This window comes from Streptomyces sp. NPDC015171 (assembly GCF_043079545.1).
Classification (GTDB): Bacteria; Actinomycetota; Actinomycetes; order Streptomycetales; family Streptomycetaceae; genus Streptomyces.
Map to the genome: position 1 here is coordinate 404,449 of NZ_JBIBUO010000007.1, position 16,415 is coordinate 420,863.

General features: G+C 74.4%; 14 protein-coding genes. 8 read left to right on the forward strand and 6 right to left on the reverse strand.

Translation table 11 applies throughout. From position 1 onward, the window contains the following. Positions 1-161 precede the first annotated feature (161 nt). Positions 162-950: a hypothetical protein gene (locus tag ACF073_RS21985; RefSeq protein WP_392072391.1), complete on the forward strand. Its 789-nt coding sequence runs from the start codon at positions 162-164 to the stop codon at positions 948-950. A 3-nt stretch (positions 951-953) separates the two neighbouring features. Here the strand turns inward: ACF073_RS21985 and ACF073_RS21990 are convergent, their stop codons facing one another. The 3 genes from ACF073_RS21990 to ACF073_RS22000 all read right to left on the reverse strand — a co-directional run bounded on the left by ACF073_RS21990 (position 954) and on the right by ACF073_RS22000 (position 3,580). Next, positions 954-2,300: a tetratricopeptide repeat protein gene (locus ACF073_RS21990; RefSeq protein ID WP_392072393.1), complete on the reverse strand. Its 1,347-nt coding sequence runs from the start codon at positions 2,298-2,300 to the stop codon at positions 954-956. 256 nt (positions 2,301-2,556) lie between these two features. After that, positions 2,557-2,772, reverse strand: a complete 216-nt coding sequence (locus ACF073_RS21995) for a DUF397 domain-containing protein (protein ID WP_392072395.1) — start codon at positions 2,770-2,772, stop codon at positions 2,557-2,559. Next, positions 2,732-3,580 carry a Scr1 family TA system antitoxin-like transcriptional regulator gene (locus tag ACF073_RS22000; protein WP_392072397.1) on the reverse strand — a complete coding sequence of 283 codons (849 nt, stop codon included), beginning with the start codon at positions 3,578-3,580 and terminating at the stop codon, positions 2,732-2,734. Before ACF073_RS22000 ends, ACF073_RS21995 begins: the two co-directional genes overlap by 41 nt. Before the next feature lie 96 nt (positions 3,581-3,676). On the opposite strand from ACF073_RS22000, the gene ACF073_RS22005 reads away from it, so the two are divergent. Both ACF073_RS22005 and ACF073_RS22010 read left to right on the forward strand, forming a co-directional pair. Further along, positions 3,677-4,918, forward strand: coding sequence for an amidohydrolase (locus ACF073_RS22005; RefSeq protein WP_392072399.1), 1,242 nt, complete (start codon positions 3,677-3,679; stop codon positions 4,916-4,918). Positions 4,919-5,043: 125 nt separating this feature from the next. After that, on the forward strand, positions 5,044-7,008 hold the full coding sequence (locus ACF073_RS22010) for an Ig-like domain repeat protein (protein WP_392072401.1): 1,965 nt from the start codon (positions 5,044-5,046) through the stop codon (positions 7,006-7,008). Between the two features lie 3 nt (positions 7,009-7,011). Here the strand turns inward: ACF073_RS22010 and ACF073_RS22015 are convergent, their stop codons facing one another. Together ACF073_RS22015 and ACF073_RS22020 are read right to left on the reverse strand one after the other, a co-directional pair. Then, positions 7,012-8,157: a hypothetical protein gene (locus ACF073_RS22015; protein ID WP_392072403.1), complete on the reverse strand. Its 1,146-nt coding sequence runs from the start codon at positions 8,155-8,157 to the stop codon at positions 7,012-7,014. Between the two features lie 109 nt (positions 8,158-8,266). Beyond that, positions 8,267-9,430, reverse strand: coding sequence for a PP2C family protein-serine/threonine phosphatase (locus tag ACF073_RS22020; protein WP_392072483.1), 1,164 nt, complete (start codon positions 9,428-9,430; stop codon positions 8,267-8,269). Positions 9,431-9,580: 150 nt separating this feature from the next. Here ACF073_RS22020 and ACF073_RS22025 point away from each other — a divergent pair, with 150 nt between their 5' ends. Continuing rightward, complete coding sequence (locus tag ACF073_RS22025) at positions 9,581-10,063, forward strand: hypothetical protein (protein WP_392072405.1); 483 nt, start codon at positions 9,581-9,583, stop codon at positions 10,061-10,063. Positions 10,064-10,337: 274 nt separating this feature from the next. Then, the gene (locus ACF073_RS22030) at positions 10,338-11,261 is read left to right on the forward strand and encodes a hypothetical protein (RefSeq protein ID WP_392072407.1); all 924 of its coding nucleotides are present in this window, start codon (positions 10,338-10,340) and stop codon (positions 11,259-11,261) included. Here ACF073_RS22030 and ACF073_RS22035 read toward each other — a convergent pair. Continuing rightward, positions 11,161-12,507 carry a PLP-dependent aminotransferase family protein gene (locus tag ACF073_RS22035; protein WP_392072409.1) on the reverse strand — a complete coding sequence of 449 codons (1,347 nt, stop codon included), beginning with the start codon at positions 12,505-12,507 and terminating at the stop codon, positions 11,161-11,163. The two genes, ACF073_RS22030 and ACF073_RS22035, sit on opposite strands and share 101 nt — an antisense overlap. Positions 12,508-12,594: 87 nt before the next feature. Between ACF073_RS22035 and ACF073_RS22040 the strand changes: the two genes are divergently transcribed. The 3 genes from ACF073_RS22040 (at position 12,595) to ACF073_RS22050 (ending at position 16,366) form a co-directional block, all read left to right on the forward strand. Then, positions 12,595-13,377, forward strand: a complete 783-nt coding sequence (locus ACF073_RS22040; RefSeq protein ID WP_392072410.1) for an alpha/beta fold hydrolase — start codon at positions 12,595-12,597, stop codon at positions 13,375-13,377. Between the two features lie 16 nt (positions 13,378-13,393). Further along, a complete protein-coding gene (locus ACF073_RS22045) occupies positions 13,394-14,350 on the forward strand; it encodes an endonuclease/exonuclease/phosphatase family protein (protein ID WP_392072412.1) in 957 nt (318 codons plus the stop codon). 66 nt (positions 14,351-14,416) lie between these two features. After that, complete coding sequence (locus tag ACF073_RS22050) at positions 14,417-16,366, forward strand: FUSC family protein (protein WP_392072414.1); 1,950 nt, start codon at positions 14,417-14,419, stop codon at positions 16,364-16,366. The last annotated feature ends 49 nt before the right edge of the window (positions 16,367-16,415 follow it).

Sequence of the window (16,415 nt, forward strand, 5' to 3'; positions counted from 1 at the left end):
ACCTTAGATCAGCCGGACCGGTCGCGGGCGGGGCGTCCGTCGATGCCCCGGCGGGGGCGTGGCCCCTCACCCGTACGGACCGGAGCGCTGGTGGGCGGGTCGGGCCGGTGGTGCCGTGAGAGCAGGCACCCCGTCGGCCGCACGCAGCCCAGGAGGCACCGATGTCCCCCGCGATACCCCGCATACCCCGTGCCGTCCTCCTCCCCCTGCTCGCCACCGGACTGCTCGTCGCCGGCGGCTGCGCGGCCCTCGGCCTCGATCATCCGGCGAGCGCCCCGTACCCCCTGCCCACGGTCGACGCGCCGAGCGGGAAGTCCAAGGGGCCGGCCCGGCCGGACGGCTCCACGCTCACCGACGAGCAGGCCGAGGCCGCGCTGATCAACCAGACCGACCTGGGCGCCCCCTGGACCAGCACGCGCGGCGCGGCCACCTGGCGGGACGGGCTGCTGAAGGCGCAGACCTCGGCCGGCCAGTGCCAGCGGCTGCTGGACGCCCTCTACAGCGACGAGCCCCTCGGCACCCCGGCCCGGGTGGCCATCGGCCTGGACGACGCCGACACCGAGGCCCAGCTGCGCTACCAGATCGGCGCCCGCCGCCCGGCGGACGTCGACGCGACGCTGTCCTGGCTGCGGACGATGCCGGTGCAGTGCGCGCGGTTCACGGCCACCACGCAACTCGACCTCGTGGAGGACGTGCAGGTCGTGGACCTGCCGCTGCCGGAGGTCGGGGACAGGCGGCAGGGGCTGCGCGTGACGCTGGCCAGTACGTCGTCGGACGGGCAGGAGTACCTGCTCACCATGGACGTCGCAGTCGTCCGGGTCGGCGAGGACGCCTTCGCGTTCACCAACGCCGGTCTGGGTGACGTCCCGAACGACGCGACGCAGGCCGCCGTCCAGATCGGCGCCCTCCGTCTCGCGGACATCCGCAGGCAGGGCCGGGCCCAGGTCTGACGCTCACAGCGGCGGCTGGGCCGGGGCCGGGCCCAGGGTGGTGGTGCCGGGTGTGGTGCTGCGGTGGCCGAGGCCGGTGCGGTACGCGTCCAGGGCGGCCTCGACCCGGCCGGTGCGGCGCAGCAGGTCGCCGAGGAGGCGGCACAGGTCGGCCAGGTCCCCGGCCGCGCCCGCCCGTTCCAGCAGGCTGAGGGCGCGGACGTAGTGCTCCTCGGCGGCCTCGGTGTCCCGGGCGTCCTCGGCGATGATGCCGAGCAGGCGGTGCGCGGCGGCGGCGTGGACGGCGCCGCGCTCGGAGGAGAAGTCCCCGAGGACGCCCTCCAGCAGCCCGGCGGCCTCCCCGGACTTGCCCCGCCGGTGCAGCACGTCGGCCAGCTCGACGGCGGCCTGGCTGCGGTACAGGGCGGCCCGGGTCTCCGAGAGCATGGTGTGCGCCAGCCGCAACTCGGTCTCCGCGCGGTCCAGTTCGCCGTTCTGCGCGCAGACGTAGCCGCGCATCCAGTGGCAGTTGGCCAGCTCGGTGCGCAGCCGCAGCTGGCGGTACAGCTCGGCCGCCTTGGCCAGGGAGGCGTCGGCCTCGGCGGTCCGGCCCTCGGCGAGCAGGGTACGAGCCACCGAGCGGTGCATACGGGCGATCAGCGCGGGGTCGCCGGCCTGCGGGGCGAGCGCGAGGGCGAACTCGGCGGCCTGGGCGGCGCGGGCGTGCGCGCCCATGTCCATGTACGGCCCGATGACGCTCGCGTACAGCAGCAGCAGCGCGTCGGGGTCGTGCAGTCCGCCCCGGTTCAGCTCATCGAGGGCGGACTCCAGGAGGTAGACGGCGTACCGGAGTTCGCCCGCCAGGTAGTGCGCGACGGCCCGGCCGCGCACGGCGGGCACCCGGTCGGGCAGGCTCTTCCCGGCGAGCCGCTCCTCGGCCTGCTCGAAGCACTCCCGGGCCTCGGTCAACCGCCCGGTCTCCAGGGCGCATTCGCCGAGTCCGAGCAGGGCGTCGGCCTCTTCGCAGCCGAGCCCGTGGGCCTGCGCCTCGGCCCGCAGCACCGCGTACTGGGCGGCGGCCTCCTCGGACCGTCCGTCGGCGAGGACCCGCTGGGCCTCGGTGAGCCGCAGCCGGAGCCCGGTGGCGAGGTGGGCGGGCCGGCCCACGGCCAGCTCCTCGAAGGCGACGCCGAGCCGTTCGGCGAGGTACCGGAGCGCGTCGTCGGAGGCCCGGACCCGGCCGGCCTCCAGGGTGGATATGTAGGCGGGTGTGTAGGCGGGCTCCGCCAACTGCCGCTGCGTCAGCCCCTTCTGGGTGCGCAGGCGCTGTACCCGCCGCCCGACCACCGCCGGGTCGTCCCGCTCCTGCATGCCCCTAGGCCCCCCAACTCCCCTGGCGGCTCTTGCCGTCAGGCTCCGGCAGCGCCTAGGTTAAACGGTGAATTAAGCATGCTTAACAGGCCGTTGTCGTGTTGCGAGGTCGCCGTGTCCGGACGTACATCCGCACCTTACGCACGCCCCACCGCCCGGCGGGCCGTTTCGGCGGCGGTGATCGCCGCGGCGGCCCTGCTCCTAGCGGCGAACGCCGGCCCGGCACGGGCGGCCTCGCCGGCCGGGGCGGCACAGGTCACGGCGTCGGCGCCGACACCTCACCGCTGAGAGCGGCCACGAAGGCGGTCCAGGCCCCGGGGCCCATGGTGAGCGCCGCAGCGTGGGGGTTCTTGGAGTCCCGCACGGCGACGAGGGCGGGGAGACCGGCGACCTCGACACATTCACCGCCGGTGTTGCCGCTGTACGAGGACTTACGCCATCGCGCGCTCGTCAGGTCCTGGTGTATGCGCATAGCGTTCCTCCATCACACAAGTGATCAGTGCCGCCGAATCCTCCACAGAGAGGGCGGAGGCCTGCAAGTGAGCGTAACGAAAGGCCGCTTCCCTGACGGTCTCCGGGTTGGCTGTTGTGTGCCCTGAGATCAGATCCTCGGTGTAGATCAGGTCGGGGTGATCATTGAACCGCAGGCCGGTGAACGACCCGATAAGACTGGCATGTTCGCCGACGCGGAACGGCAGAACCTGAATGCGCACCCACTTGTCGTCCCGGAAGCTCAACAGGTGGGCAAGTTGGTCACGCATGACGTCAGCGCCGCCGATGGGCCTGTGCAGGGCCGCCTCGTCCAGAACGACCCAGGTCAACGGCGGCTGCTCGCGGGCCAGAATGCGCTGGCGCTCCATGCGCGCCGCCACCAGCTCGTCGAGCTTGTCCGGCATACCCGTCTCCAGCACAGCGCTGGCGTATGCCTCAGTCTGAAGGAGGCCGTAGATCATCTGCGCCTGGTACGTCGAGATGTATGTCGCCTTGGCCTCCAGCTCGGCGAACGGCTGAAACCACGTTGGCAACTGGCTCCGCAGGACCAGCCCCACCAGCCGTGAGAAGAACCCGTCCGTCAGCAGCGCCGCGTCCGCCCGTTCGGCGAACTCCCTCGTCGGCACCTTCAGCGTGGTCTCGATCTGGCCGATCAGGGAGCCCGTGCAGAAGATGACCGCGCCCAGCTCCTTCTGGGTCAGCCCCGCCGCCTCCCGTTTCCGCCGCAGTTCCGAGCCGAAGTAGTCCAGCGGAGAGGCACTGGGGTCGAGTTCGCGGATGTTGACCATGACGTGAGGCACCCCCTGCGATCAGCTTGTAGCTGAGCGTAACCGAGCGGATGCGGCAGGGTGCCGGAAACCAGGAAACCGACCTACGCTGCGACGGTGACCTCAGCCGCCGCGCGCACCGCACTGGACCTCACCTCCGACCTCCCGGTCACCGGCCTGGAGGATCTGTACCGCGATCTGCACCGGCACCCCGAGCTGTCGCTGCGCGAGCACCGCACGGCCGGCACGCTGGCCGAGCGGCTCCGGAGGGCGGGGTACGAGACCGCCGAGGGCGTCGGCGGCACCGGGGTCGCCGGTGTCCTGCGCAACGGGGACGGGCCGACCGTACTGCTGCGGGCCGACATGGACGCACTGCCGGTCGCCGAGGAGACCGGGCTGCCGTACGCCTCGGAGACGGCCGGGGTCATGCACGCCTGCGGGCACGACATGCACGTCACCTGGCTGGCCGGGGCCGCCGCCGCGCTGGCGGCCGGGCGGGAGACCTGGCGCGGGACGCTGCTGGTGGTGGGACAGCCCGCCGAGGAGACCGGGCGGGGCGCGTCCCGGATGGTCGCCGACGGACTGTACGAGCGGTTCGGGCGCCCCGACGTGCTGCTCGGGCAGCACGCGGCCCCGGGCCCGGCGGGCCTGTACCCGCACGTACCCGGGCTGATCATGTCCGCCGCGACCGACGTGGACATCGTCGTGCACGGCCTGGGCGGGCACGGTTCGCGCCCGGAGACGACCGTGGACCCGGTGGTGACGGCCGCCTATCTCGTCACCCGGCTCCAGACGGTGGTGTCGCGGGAGATCGCGGCGGGCGAGTCGGCCGTACTGACGGTGGGGCGGATCGAGGCCGGCACCCGGCACAACATCATCCCCGCCGAGGCGCGGATCTCGCTGAACCTGCGCACCCAGTCCGAGGCGGTGCTGGGGCGGATGCTGGCCGCGATCCGGCGCATCGCGCGGGGCGAGTGCCTGGCCGCCGGGTGCCCGCGCGAGCCGGACGTGACCGTCGGCAGCTCCTTCCCGGTGACCGTGAACGACGCCGGTACCGACGCCGCCGTGGCCGCCGCGCACCGCGAGGTGTTCGGCGCGGGCACGGTGTTCGACCCGGGCCCGGCGATGGGCAGCGAGGACTTCGCGGACCTGGCGCTCGGCTCGATCCCGTACGCGTTCTGGTTCGTCACCTCCACCCCCGCCGAGGTGTGGGAGCAGGCGCCCGGCGACACCGTCGCGGAGAAGTTCTCGGCGGTGCCGAGCAACCACAGCCCCCTCTTCGCGCCCGACCTGTCCACGGTTGCCCCGGGTGTCCGCACACTCGTCTCCGGGGCCCTGGCGTTGTTGTCCGTGGCATGACCTAGTCTTTGCGCACACTCGCCACACGAGGCACACACGGCACATTCACCGGGGGCCCTACGCCGCCGTGGCCGTGCCCGGGTGGCACCCATGTCTTTCATTCGTTCCGGGGGGTTCGAATCAGCGTGCGCAAGCGCTCTCTCCTTGCCGCCACCGCCCTGGCGGCCCTCGTCTGCCCGATGGCACTCGCCGTGCCCTCGTACGCCGACACCGACCGGCCCGTTCCGCTCTCGGACGCCGGCGACACCGTGGTGGACGGCCTCCACCAGCACATCTTCCTCGCCGACCGGTACAGCAACCGGATCGTCGTCACCGACGCCGCCGGCCGGTACACCGGCACCACCCTCACCGGCCTCGCTCAGCCCCGGGACCTCGAACTGAGCCCGGACGGCAGCACCCTGTACGCGGCGCTCTACGGCGCCGACAAGATCGTCGCGATCGACACCGCGACGCTGAAGCAGACCGCCGAGTACCCGACCGGTCCGGGCACCATGCCGTCCAGCGTCTCCTTCGCCGACGGCAGGCTCTGGTTCGGCTACGGCGACCAGTGGGGGTCCGGTCTCGGTGTGGTCGACCTGACCGCCGAGACGCCGACGGTCACCCTGGACCTGTCCGCCGGGCACGACTTCGCCAGCCCGCCCAAGCTGTACGCCGACCCGGACAACCCCGGCACGCTGCTCGCCCTGGACGCGGGCATCAGCTCCGGCCCGATCATCGTGTACGACATCTCCTCGGGCACGCCGGTCATCCACGTCACCGAGGACAAGGGCGGCTTCTACAAGGACGCGGCCCTCACGCCGGACGGCCGGAACGTCGTGGTCGCAGGGCCCGGCACCCGCGCCCTCACCGAGTACCGGCTCTCGGACCTGGCGCAGGTGCGCACGTACCCGGTCAAGGACCAGCCGGAGACGGTGGCCGTCGCCCCGGACGGCACGGTCGCGGCCACCGTCCTGGACACCGACGACATCGGTGACACGTACGTCTTCACGGGCGGTCCCGACAAGCCGAGCGTCCGCAACGTCTCCCACGACTGGATGCCGTGGGGCGCGCACGCGATCAGCTGGTCGGCGGACGGCGCGAAGCTGTTCGTGCAGACGGGCTCGGGCTCGACCTCCCGGCTGCACCAGATCGACGAGCCCCGCAAGTACCAGGCGACCCTGACGGTGAACGCCCCGACGAGCGCGCCCCGCGCCAAGTCCCTCAAGGTCACCGGCAAGCTCACCTCCGGTCTCGCCCTGCCCGCCGGCACCCCGCTCAAGGTGGTCCGCACGGACATGGAGTCGCCGAAGGGCAAGTCGCTCGGCACCAAGCCGCTGGGCAGCGGCGGCTCGTTCGGCTTCACCGACACGCCCCCGTCCGGCGGCAAGGTCACCTACACGGTTTCGTACGACGGCGACGCCACGCACACGCCGGCGAAGGCCGCCGACTCGGTCGCCGTCTCCCGCGCCAAGCCGAAGCTGACCGTCGACAACAACGGCAAGGTCTACTCGTACGGCAAGGACGTCAAGTTCACTGCCCACCTGGGCACGACGTACACGAACCGCACGGTGGAGATCTGGGCCGACCCGTTCGGCTCCGACAAGCCGAACAAGAAGGTGAAGTCCGGCAAGGTCGACGCGCACGGCAACCTGTCCGTCACCCTGGACCTGAAGCGGGACGCCAAGGTCACCGCGAAGTTCGCGGGCGACTCCCGGTACACGTCCGTCTCCGCCTCCAGCACGGTCGGCGCCCAGGTGAGCGTGTCCACCTCGCTCTCCAACCACTACAAGGCGAAGTCGGCGTGGGGCCACACGTACTACTTCTTCCACAAGAACAAGAACCCGCTGGCCACGACCAAGATGACGTTCTTCCCGGGCCGGGCGCAGAAGTTCGAGTTCGAGGTGTACTACCGGGGCCGCTGGTACCCGGGCGACCCCGCGTACTTCAAGCTGGGCTCCGACGGCGTGTCCCGGGTGATCCTCACCGGCGACCACGGCCAGGACGTCGGCTGGCGCTTCCGGATCCGCTCGTCGTACATCAACAGCTCCTCCAACGACACCGTGAACTCCACGACGCACGGGGCCTGGAAGTACCTCACGTACACCCGGTAAGGGTTATCGCACGTCCTGGAGCTGGCGCAGCTGCCGCTGGACGTTCTCCAGCGCGCCGCGCCGGCGCCCCGGCACCCTGAGCCGCAACTCCGCGAGCGCGGGCCCGAGTTCACGGGCCCGCGCCGTGTCGTCGATACGGGCCCACTGGTGGTGGGCCCGGTCCACGGCCGCCTCCACGGCGGGCGCGTCCACGGCCTGGCCCGCGGCCAGCCGCGCCCCGGCCACCGCGAGCCACGCCCGGCAGCTGCGCGCCGGATCCCCCGCGAACATCGCCAGATCGGCCCGGACCTCGGTCCAGTGCAGCGTCTGCTCGGACCCGGGACCGTGCGCCCGCACGGCGTCCGCCTCGTACCGGGCGGCGATCCCGTCGGCGTCCCCGTGCCGCCCCGCCCGCACGGCCACGCTGATGTCGGCGTGCGGGTCACCGGTGCCGGGGGCGGGGACGGGAGCTGGGAAGGGGATGGTGACGGGGGCCGGGGCGGCGCCCGCCGCCGGGAACACCGGGAACGCCGGGGCATGGCCGCCGGTGCCGGACAGCAGCAGGTTGCCGGCCGTCTCCTCCGGGATCCGGGAGAGCGCCTGCTGGTGCAGGACGTCCAGGGCCGGGCGGTGGCCGCTGCGCAGCAGGGTGGCCACCGCCTTCATGTAGGCCGGCTCGGCCAGGCCGCGCCGGCCGCCGGGCGGCGCGACCCGGCCGTACACCGCGGTGTGCCGGCCGGCGTCGAGACCGCGTTCGGCGAGGTGGCGCCAGGTCTCGGCGTCCGTGTGCAGGTCGACGACGAGGGCGGTGTCCGTGGCGGAGCGCAGCCGCAGTTCCTCCCGGATCCAGTGCCAGGGCAGTGCCGTGTAGCGCAGGGTGGCCGGGGTGGTGCGGGCCAGGGCCAGATGGGGCTGGTGCTGGCGGCGGTCCAGGTGCAGCTGGCCGACCAGGTACACGGTGAGCGGTCCGGGGGCCGCGGCGGCGGCCCGCAGCCGGGTGAGCACGGCCTGCGGCTCCAGCGGGTCGGCGAGTTCGACGACGTTCGCGGTGTCGGTGCCGGACAGCACGGCGGGGGCGACGGCGGCCAGCACCGGCAGCACACCGGCCGCGTCCACCAGGCGTCCCCGGCCCAGCGGCGAGGCCGCGAGCAGCAGCACGGTTCCGGGCATCGTGCGTCCCCCTGTCACCCTGTGGACCCCGTGGACCCTCCGGACTCGAGGACCCCGTAGACCCGCTCTCCAGCCAGCACCGTAACCGCTGCCGGTGCGCGGCGGTGCCTCAGGACCGCAAACGCCCCTGTTCGGGGTCTTCGCCCCGGCCGTCCCCGGGGTCCGGGCACCGCCGCACGGCGAAGATCGTGGTGTCGTCGTCCACCCGGCCCCCGCTGTGCCGCAGCACGCCGTCGCGGACCCGGCGGACCAGGCGCCGGGGCTCGACGCGGCGCGGCTCGCCCTCGGTCACCCGGGCGATCTCGGCGGCCAGCTCGTAGAAGTCGCCCCGCCGGTCGCGGGCCTCGGTCACCCCGTCGGTGACCAGCAGCAAGGTCTCGTCGTCGGCCAGCGGCACCCGGTGCGTGGGCGGCGGTTCGCCGAGGTCGCCGAGGCCCAGCGGCAGGCCGTCGCCGCTGGGCAGCTCGCGCACCCCGTGCGGGCCGACGGCGAGCGGCGGCTCATGGCCGAAGTTCACGATCTCGACCGTCTCCGGGGCGTCTTCGAGGAAGGCGATGAGGACGGCGGTGGCGAAGCGGTCGCCGTCGTCCCGGCCGATCGAGGTGGAGTGGTACCGGTGCCGGACCATCCGCATCTCCAGGCGCTCGGCGACGGTCGCCAGCTCCTTCTCGTGGTAGCCGGCCTCGCGGAAGGTGCCGAGCAGCGCGGCGGCGGCCTCCACCGCGCCGAGGCCCTTGCCCTGCACGTCGCCGACGAGGACCCGGGTGCCGTACGGTCCCGGCTGGATGTCGTAGAAGTCGCCGCCGACCCGGGCGTCGACATCGGCGGCCAGGTACACCCCGGCGTGTTCCAGGCCCGCCCAGCGGGGCGGCAGCGGGCGCAGCACGGTGCGCCGGGTGGTCTCGGCGATGTCCCGGATGTGCAGCATCTGCCGTTCCTGGCGCTTGCGCACGGCCGCCGCCATGGTGGCCAGGACGCCGCCCAGGGCGACCAGGACGAAGTCGCCGAAGCCGGCCTTGTACTCGGCGGGCCAGGCGCTGTCCACGACGAAGTAGGTCACCACCGACACCAGGCCGTAGGCGGCCGTCGTCCACACTCCGCAGAGGGCGGCGGCGATGCCCGGGACCAGGACGATCCAGGTGATGATCCGGAAGTCCTCGCCGGTGCTGAAGTCCACCAGGATGATGCCGGCGAGCAGCAGCAGCGGCGGCAGCCAGGCCACGCTGCGCCCGTGGAACCGCAGCGGCAGCGGGCGCCGCCGCCCGTACTCCATCTCCGTCACGGCGGGCAGCCCTCCATGTTCCTCAGCGAAGCACGGGTGTCCGCCGTACGCATCCGGGCACCCGTCACCCGCCCGGCCGACTTGCCGGGCCGTCTCCCCCGGTGTGCGCTGGTAGCGGGGGTGAGAGAGAGGAGCGCTGTCATGGCTCAAGCGGCACCCGCGCCCGGCGGAATGTCCCGGCCCGGCCGCACGCCCGAGGTGGAGGGCCGGGCGGCGGGCGCGCACGGCCCGGCCCCGGACGTCTTCGACGCGCGCACGCACGCGATGGCCCGCATCGGCGTCCCGGTCGCGCTGGGTCTCGTCTACGGCTACTGGGTCGCGGCCAACAACCGCTCGGGCGGCCCCATCACCGGCTGGAACCTGCTGCTCGGGTTCGTCAGCGCGCTGGTGTTCGCCGCGCTGTTCATGGCGCTGCTCACCGTGGCCCCCCGGATGCGGCGGGAGTCGCACGCGCTGCTGTGGACGGCGTTCACCGGCTGCGCGTTCGGCTTCGTCTACAGCCAGACCGGTGCCACGATCCTGCGCTCGGTGCTGATGGCCCTGGCGGTCGCGGCGGTCACCTTCGCCGTGTTCTTCTACCGCTACTACACGCGGGAGGACGCCTTCGGGCGCCGCACCCGCTGAGCGGACGCCCCGCGCGCATGGGCCCCGGCCGGAAGGCCGGGGCCCATGCGCTCCCCTGTGTTCCCTCCCACCGGAGCGAAGTCCCGGACACGCACCGGCTTCACGACCCGGAGAAGCCGGACACGCGCCGGAACCGCTCAGCACCAGGAAACACCCGTTCGGATGAACCCTCCACCGGAGAGCGGGATCTCCAGTTCCGCCAAGCGGGTCCACCCGCCGCCCGAATGCAGTCCCCCCGCTCGCGCGCCGGCCCCCGGGGCCCTTGCCTGGAAGCGTGCCCCCACGCCTCAGGAGCGCCCTGTCGGCCGTACTGATCGCCCTGTCCTGCCTCCTCGTGCCGTTCGGCGCGCTGGCGGCCTGGGCGGCGTACGGGCTCGCCGACACGGGCCGGTACGTCACCGCGATGGCTCCGCTCGCCGCCGACCCGGACGTGCGGGAGGCCGTCGTGGACACGGTCGGGGACGGCCTGCTGCGCGCGGTGGACCAGCATCTCGACGTCCGTCCGCTGCGCGGCTCGGTCCGCCCGTTCGTGCACGACGCGGTGCGCTCCTTCACCCAGACCGAGGCCTTCCGGCTGGCCTGGGACACCGGCAACCAGGTGACGCACGACGCCGTCCTGCGCGCCCTGCGCGAGGAGGACGAGCGCGCGGTCACCGTCGACCTGGCCCCCGTCACCGCCCAGGTCAAACGCCAGCTCACGCACGACCACGTGCCGCTCGCCGAGCGCATCCCGGTGGAGCACACCGCGGTCGCCGTCCTCCCCGCTGGCCAACTGACCCCGCTGCGAAAGGGGTTCCACGTGCTCGAAGTCGCCGGTTTCTGGCTGCCGGTCGCGGCCGTCGCGTTCGCCGTCGGCGGGATCGCGCTCGCCGTCCGGCGGCGCCGGGCCGTCGCCGCCACCGCCCTGGGCACGGCCCTGGGCGGCGGCCTGCTGGTCCTCGCCCTCACCATCGGCCGCGGCCTGACCCTGGCCGACCTGCCGGCCGGGGTCTCGCACCCGGCGGCGGGCGCGGTCTACGACGCCCTCACCGCCACCCTGCGCACGGCCGCCTGGCTGCTCCTCGGCCTCGGCCTCGCCGTCGCCCTCCTCGCCTGGCTCACCCGGTACCTGCCGCTGCCCCGTCCCGTGCGACGCCGGCGAGGATCCCCAGCGCCCGCGCCAGCACCGGCTCCGGCACCGACGCGAGTCCGAGCCTGACCGCGCCCGGGGTGCGGCCGGGCCCCACGGAGAAGGCCGTACCCGGCGTCACGGCGATCCCGCGCGCCCGCGCGGCGGCCGTGAAGGTCTCGGCCCGCCACGGCGCGGGCAGCTCCCACCAGGCGAAGTAGGCGGCCGGATCGGACCGTACGGCGAAGGCGGCCAGCTTCTCGGCGACCAGCCGCTGGCGCCGCCGCGCGTCCTGCCGCTTGGCCGCGACCAGCCGGTCCACCGTGCCGTCGCCGAGCCAGCGCACCGCCGCCTCCAGCGCGAAACCGCCCGCGTTCCAGCCGCCCGAGCGCACGGCCCGCGCCACCGCCTCCGTACGGTCCTCGGGCACGACGGCGAAGCCGACGGCGAGCCCGGGCGCGACCCGCTTGGACAGGCCGTCGACCAGATGCACCAGACCGGGGGCGAGCGCGGCGAGCGGGGGTGTGCCGCCCGGGTGGAGGAAGGCCCAGATCCGGTCCTCCACGACCGGTATCCCCAGCCTGTGGACACAGTCGGCCAGCTGCCGCAGCCGCTCGGCGCCCGTCGTCCGCGAGGTCGGGTTGTGCAGGGTGGGCTGGAGGTAGAGGGCGGACAGCGGGGCGCCGCGGTGGGCGGCGGCCACCCCCTCGGGCAGGAGGCCCTCCGCGTCCGCAGCGAGCGGGACGAGGACCAGGCCGAGCCGGGCCGCGATCTCCTTCACCAGCGGATACGTCAGCGGCTCCACCCCGACCCGGCCGCCGGGCCGGACCAGCGAGGCGAGCGTGGAGGCGATCGCCTGACGGGCGTTGCCGGTGAACAGGACGCGGTCCGCCGCGACGCGCCGCCCGTCCCGCCCCAGCAGCGCGGCGACCGCCTCCCGGGCCGCCGGGGTGCCCGCCGCGGCGGCCGGGCGCAGCGCCTGCCCGAGCGCGTCCGGCCGCAGCAGCGGGGCGAGGGCCGGGGCGAGCAGCTCCGACTGGCCGGGCGCCGAGGGGTAGTTCAGCTCCAGGTTCACGGCCGGGGCGCCGGCCGCCTCGGCCAGCGCGTGCCCCGGCTGCCCGTCCGGGGCGCCGGCCCGCACGAACGTGCCGCGCCCGACCTCGCCCACCACCAGGCCCCGGCGGACGAGTTCGGCGTAGATCCGCCCCGCCGTCGACGGCGCGACGCCGTGCCGGCGGGCGAACGCCCGCTGGGGCGGCAGCCGTTGCCCCGGCCGCAGCCGCCCACCCGTGATGTCCGCCGCGATCCGGTCGGCGATGCGCCGGTAGTCGTCCACAAGTCCCCCTGCTCCACGGCCCGTTGGATTGCACCGAGAGCAAAGATTTTATTGCACCGAGCAACGGGGCGCCCTAAGGTCGATCACATGCCCCCCTTCCTCGCATTCGAGGACAAAGACCCCGGAATTCCCTCCCGGGTCCCCCTCGTCCTCGTCCACGGCCACCCCTTCGACCGCACGATGTGGCACCCGCAGCTCACCGAGTTCGCCGCCGCCCGCCGGGTGATCACCCCCGATCTGCGCGGCTACGGCGCCTCCCCGGTGACCCCCGGCACGGTCCCGCTCTCCCGGCACGCCGAGGACATCGCCGGCCTCCTGGACCACCTCGGCGTGGACGACTTCGTGCTCGGCGGCCTGTCCATGGGCGGCCAGATCGTCATGGAGTGCGCCGCCCGCTTCGGCGACCGGATCCGCGGCCTCGTCCTCGCCGACACCTCCCCCGCCGCCGAGACCCCCGAGGGACGGCGGCACCGCGCCGCCCTGGCCGCCCGGCTGCTCGCCGAGGGCATGCGCGGCTACGCCGACGAGGTGCTGGAGAAGATGGTCGCCCCCTCCGCCGCCCCCGAGGTCAAGGCCCATGTGCACCGCATGATGACGGCCACCTCGCCCGAGGGCGCCGCCGCGGCCCTGCGCGGCCGGGCCGAACGCCCCGACTACCGCCCGCTGCTGCCGACGGTGACCGCCCCCGCCCTGGTCCTGGTGGGCGCCGACGACACCTACACCCCCGTCCGGGACGCCGAGGCGATGCACGCGGCCCTGCCCGACTCGGCCCTGCACGTCATCGAGGGCGCCGCCCACCTGCCCAACCTGGAGCGGCCACGGGAGTTCAACCGGGCACTGGGTGATTTCCTGGCGCGGCTGGACGGCTGATCGTAGGCTCGCTCCCGTGACCCAGCGCCCCGGACGCAGGCTCGGCGCCTGGTGCGCCGGACTGCTGCTCGCCGGGGTGAGCGTGGTCGCCGGCTGCCGGGCCGCCGACACCGACGGCATCACCCCCGTGCCCCAGCTCCTCGCCTTCCTGCCCTGGCTGCTCGCGCCGGCCGGCTTCGCCCTGCTGTGCGCGCTGCTCGCCCGCTGGTGGACGGGCCTGGTGTGGGCGGTCGCCGTCCTCGGCCTGCTCGCCTGGTACCTGGAGCCGTACGGCAGGACCGGCGAACCGGGCGGCGCGCAGCTCGCCGCGTTCCGCGTGCTCACCTCGAACGTCGAGTTCGGCCGCGGCACCCCCGCCCTGGCCGCGATCCTGCGCGAGAGGCGTCCGGACGTGGTCTTCGTCGAGGAGTGCGAGTCCGGCTGCCGCGGCCTCCTGGACCGCGAGTTCTCCGGCGTCTACCCGCACCGCCGGTCCGTCGACGCGGACGGCTCCCACGGCTCCGTCATCCTCAGCCGCTTCCCGCTGACACCGGCCGCGGGCGTGCGCGCCACCATGGGCATGCCCGGCGCCGTCGCCGACGTGCGCGGCCACGCCGTACGCCTCCAGCTCGCCCACCCCATGCCGCCGCTGGCGGACCAGGTCGGCCTGTGGCGCCGCGAACTCGGCCGGCTCCGCGCCTTCGCCGCCGCAGGCGGCGACACCCCCACCGTCCTCGCCGGCGACTTCAACGCCTCCCAGGACCACGCCGCCTTCCGGCACATCCTCGACACCGGCCTGACCGACGCGGCCCGCCTGGCCGGCCACGACCGCACCCCGAGCTGGCCCGCCCGCACCGCCGGCGTCATCGGCGCCCAGATCGACCACGTCCTGGTCACCGCGGACTTCACCGCGAGCGGCGCCCGCTTCCTGCGCGTGTCCGGCTCCGACCACCGGGCCCTGGTGGTCGACCTCACGCTGCACGAGCGAAGCTGACGAACACCCCCCGACGGCAGCCGGACCGCCCCCCTGCCCCTCCCGCAAAGCGGCCATAATGGGCACATGCCCCGAGAGTTCCCCATCGGCCTCACCCCTCCCGACTGGCTGGTCCGGAACCTCAGGCCCCAGCCGGCCCCGCTCAACCGGTCCGCCATGGCCCGCGCGTCCTTCGGCATAGCCCTCCCCCTGGCGATCGGCCTCGCCGCCGGCCGCCCCGCCTACGGCGCCCTCGCCGCCATGGGCGCCCTGTCCGGCGTCATCGGCGACACCGCCGACGCCTACCGCATGCGCATCCTCACCATCGCCGTCCCGCAGCTCTTCGGCGCGATCGGCGTGACCCTGGGCACGGTGGTGTACGGGCACGGCTGGTACGCGGTGGCCGCCGTCACCGGCGTCGCCCTGGTCTCCGGGCTGATCTCCTCGATCGGCGCGGTGGCCTCCGTCTCCGGTCTGCTGCTCCTGCTGAACTGCGTGGTGGGCGCGGGCCTCCCGCTGCCCTCCCCCTGGTGGGTCGCCCCCCTGCTGATGACCGGCGGCGGCCTGCTGGTCCTGCTCCTGGCCCTGCTGGCCTGGCCGCTGCGCGCGGGCGTACCCGAACGAGCGGCGGTCGCGGCGACGTACCGCGCGGTGGCCGCCCTCCTCGCGACCGCCGGCACGGACCGCGCCGAGGAGTACGAGGAGGCCCGCCGCACGGTCACCCAGTCCCTGAACCAGTCGTACGACCTGATCCTGGCCCGGCGTGCCCGCTACCACGGCCGCAGCCGCGAACTCACCCGGATGCTGGCCCGGTTGAACGCGATCACCCCGGTGGTCGAGGCGGCACCCGCGGCCCATCTGGCGGCCCGCCCGCTGCCCCCGGAGATCCCCCGGGCCCTGGACCGCCTGGCGGACGCCGTCGCATCGGACCACGCCCCCGCGCCCGCACCCCCGCCGGACCTCCCCGCCCCCGCCACCGAGACGGCCCGCGCGGTGGACGCCGCCCTGCGGCACGCCGCCGAGGTCGTCGCCGCGCCGGACGTGGACCCCCGCGGCATCGACGACCGCCTGGGCCGCCCCGCCGCCCTCGGCGTCCGCGCGGCCCGCACGGCACGCAACGTCGTCCTGTCCACCAGCTCCTGGCGCTACGGCATCCGGCTGGCGCTGTGCATCGGCATCGCCCAGGCCCTGGTCTCCCTCATCCCGGTCCCGCGCTCCTACTGGGTCGCGCTGACCGTCACCTTCGTCCTCAAGCCCGACTTCGGCTCGGTCTTCTCCCGGGCCCTGCTGCGCGCGCTGGGCACGGTGGCCGGCCTGGTGGTGGCGGCGGTCATCCTGGCCGAGGTCCCGCTGGGCTGGTGGCACGTCCCCACGCTGTTCCTGCTCGCCGCGCTCGTCCCGGCGCTCACCCCGCGGGGCTACGGCCACCAGACGGCGGCCATCACCCCGGTGATCCTGCTCCTGTCCGACATCCTCAACCGCCAGGGCACGGCCCTGCTGCTGCCCCGGCTGAACGACTCGCTCATGGGCTGCGCGATCGCGCTGATCGCGGGCTACCTGCTGTGGCCCGAGAGCTGGCACACCCGGGTGGGCGACCGCCTGGCCGACGCGGTGGCGGACACGGCGGCGTACGTCGAGGCCGCCTTCGGCCCCGGCACCGACCCCTCGGCCCGGGCCCGGATGCGCCGCCGCATCTACCGCGACCTGTCCGTCGTCCGCACCGAGTTCCAGCGGGCCCTGACGGAACCGCCGCCGACCGGCCGGCTCGCCGCCGCGTGGTGGCCGCTGGTCGTGGCCGTGGAACGCATCGTGGACGCGACGACGGCGGCCCGCGTCCGGGTCCGGCACGGGGCCGCGCGGCCGTCCGCCGCCGAGGTCGCACAGGTCGCCCTGCAGCTCCGCGAGCTCTCCGAGGGGGTGCGCGGCACCGAGACCCTGACCGCCGTCCGCACCGACCTCGCCGGGGCCGCCGGCAGCGTCCTCGAACCCCTCCGCCAGGAGGTGGCCGCGGCACGGGCGATCACGTCACCGCACTGACGCGGTCCCGCCATGTGGGGCCGCTAACCTTACGTGTCCGTCCTGGCCA

Excerpts from the sequence above, each read along its gene's own strand:
- ACF073_RS21985 (WP_392072391.1), top strand. The coding sequence starts at position 162 with ATGTCCCCCGCGATACCCCGCATACCCCGTGCCGTCCTCCTCCCCCTG.
- ACF073_RS21990 (WP_392072393.1), bottom strand. The coding sequence starts at position 2,300 with ATGCAGGAGCGGGACGACCCGGCGGTGGTCGGGCGGCGGGTACAGCGC.
- ACF073_RS21995 (WP_392072395.1), bottom strand. The coding sequence starts at position 2,772 with ATGCGCATACACCAGGACCTGACGAGCGCGCGATGGCGTAAGTCCTCG.
- ACF073_RS22000 (WP_392072397.1), bottom strand. The coding sequence starts at position 3,580 with ATGGTCAACATCCGCGAACTCGACCCCAGTGCCTCTCCGCTGGACTAC.
- ACF073_RS22015 (WP_392072403.1), bottom strand. The coding sequence starts at position 8,157 with ATGCCCGGAACCGTGCTGCTGCTCGCGGCCTCGCCGCTGGGCCGGGGA.
- ACF073_RS22020 (WP_392072483.1), bottom strand. The coding sequence starts at position 9,430 with ATGGAGTACGGGCGGCGGCGCCCGCTGCCGCTGCGGTTCCACGGGCGC.
- ACF073_RS22025 (WP_392072405.1), top strand. The coding sequence starts at position 9,581 with ATGGCTCAAGCGGCACCCGCGCCCGGCGGAATGTCCCGGCCCGGCCGC.
- ACF073_RS22040 (WP_392072410.1), top strand. The coding sequence starts at position 12,595 with ATGCCCCCCTTCCTCGCATTCGAGGACAAAGACCCCGGAATTCCCTCC.
- ACF073_RS22050 (WP_392072414.1), top strand. The coding sequence starts at position 14,417 with ATGCCCCGAGAGTTCCCCATCGGCCTCACCCCTCCCGACTGGCTGGTC.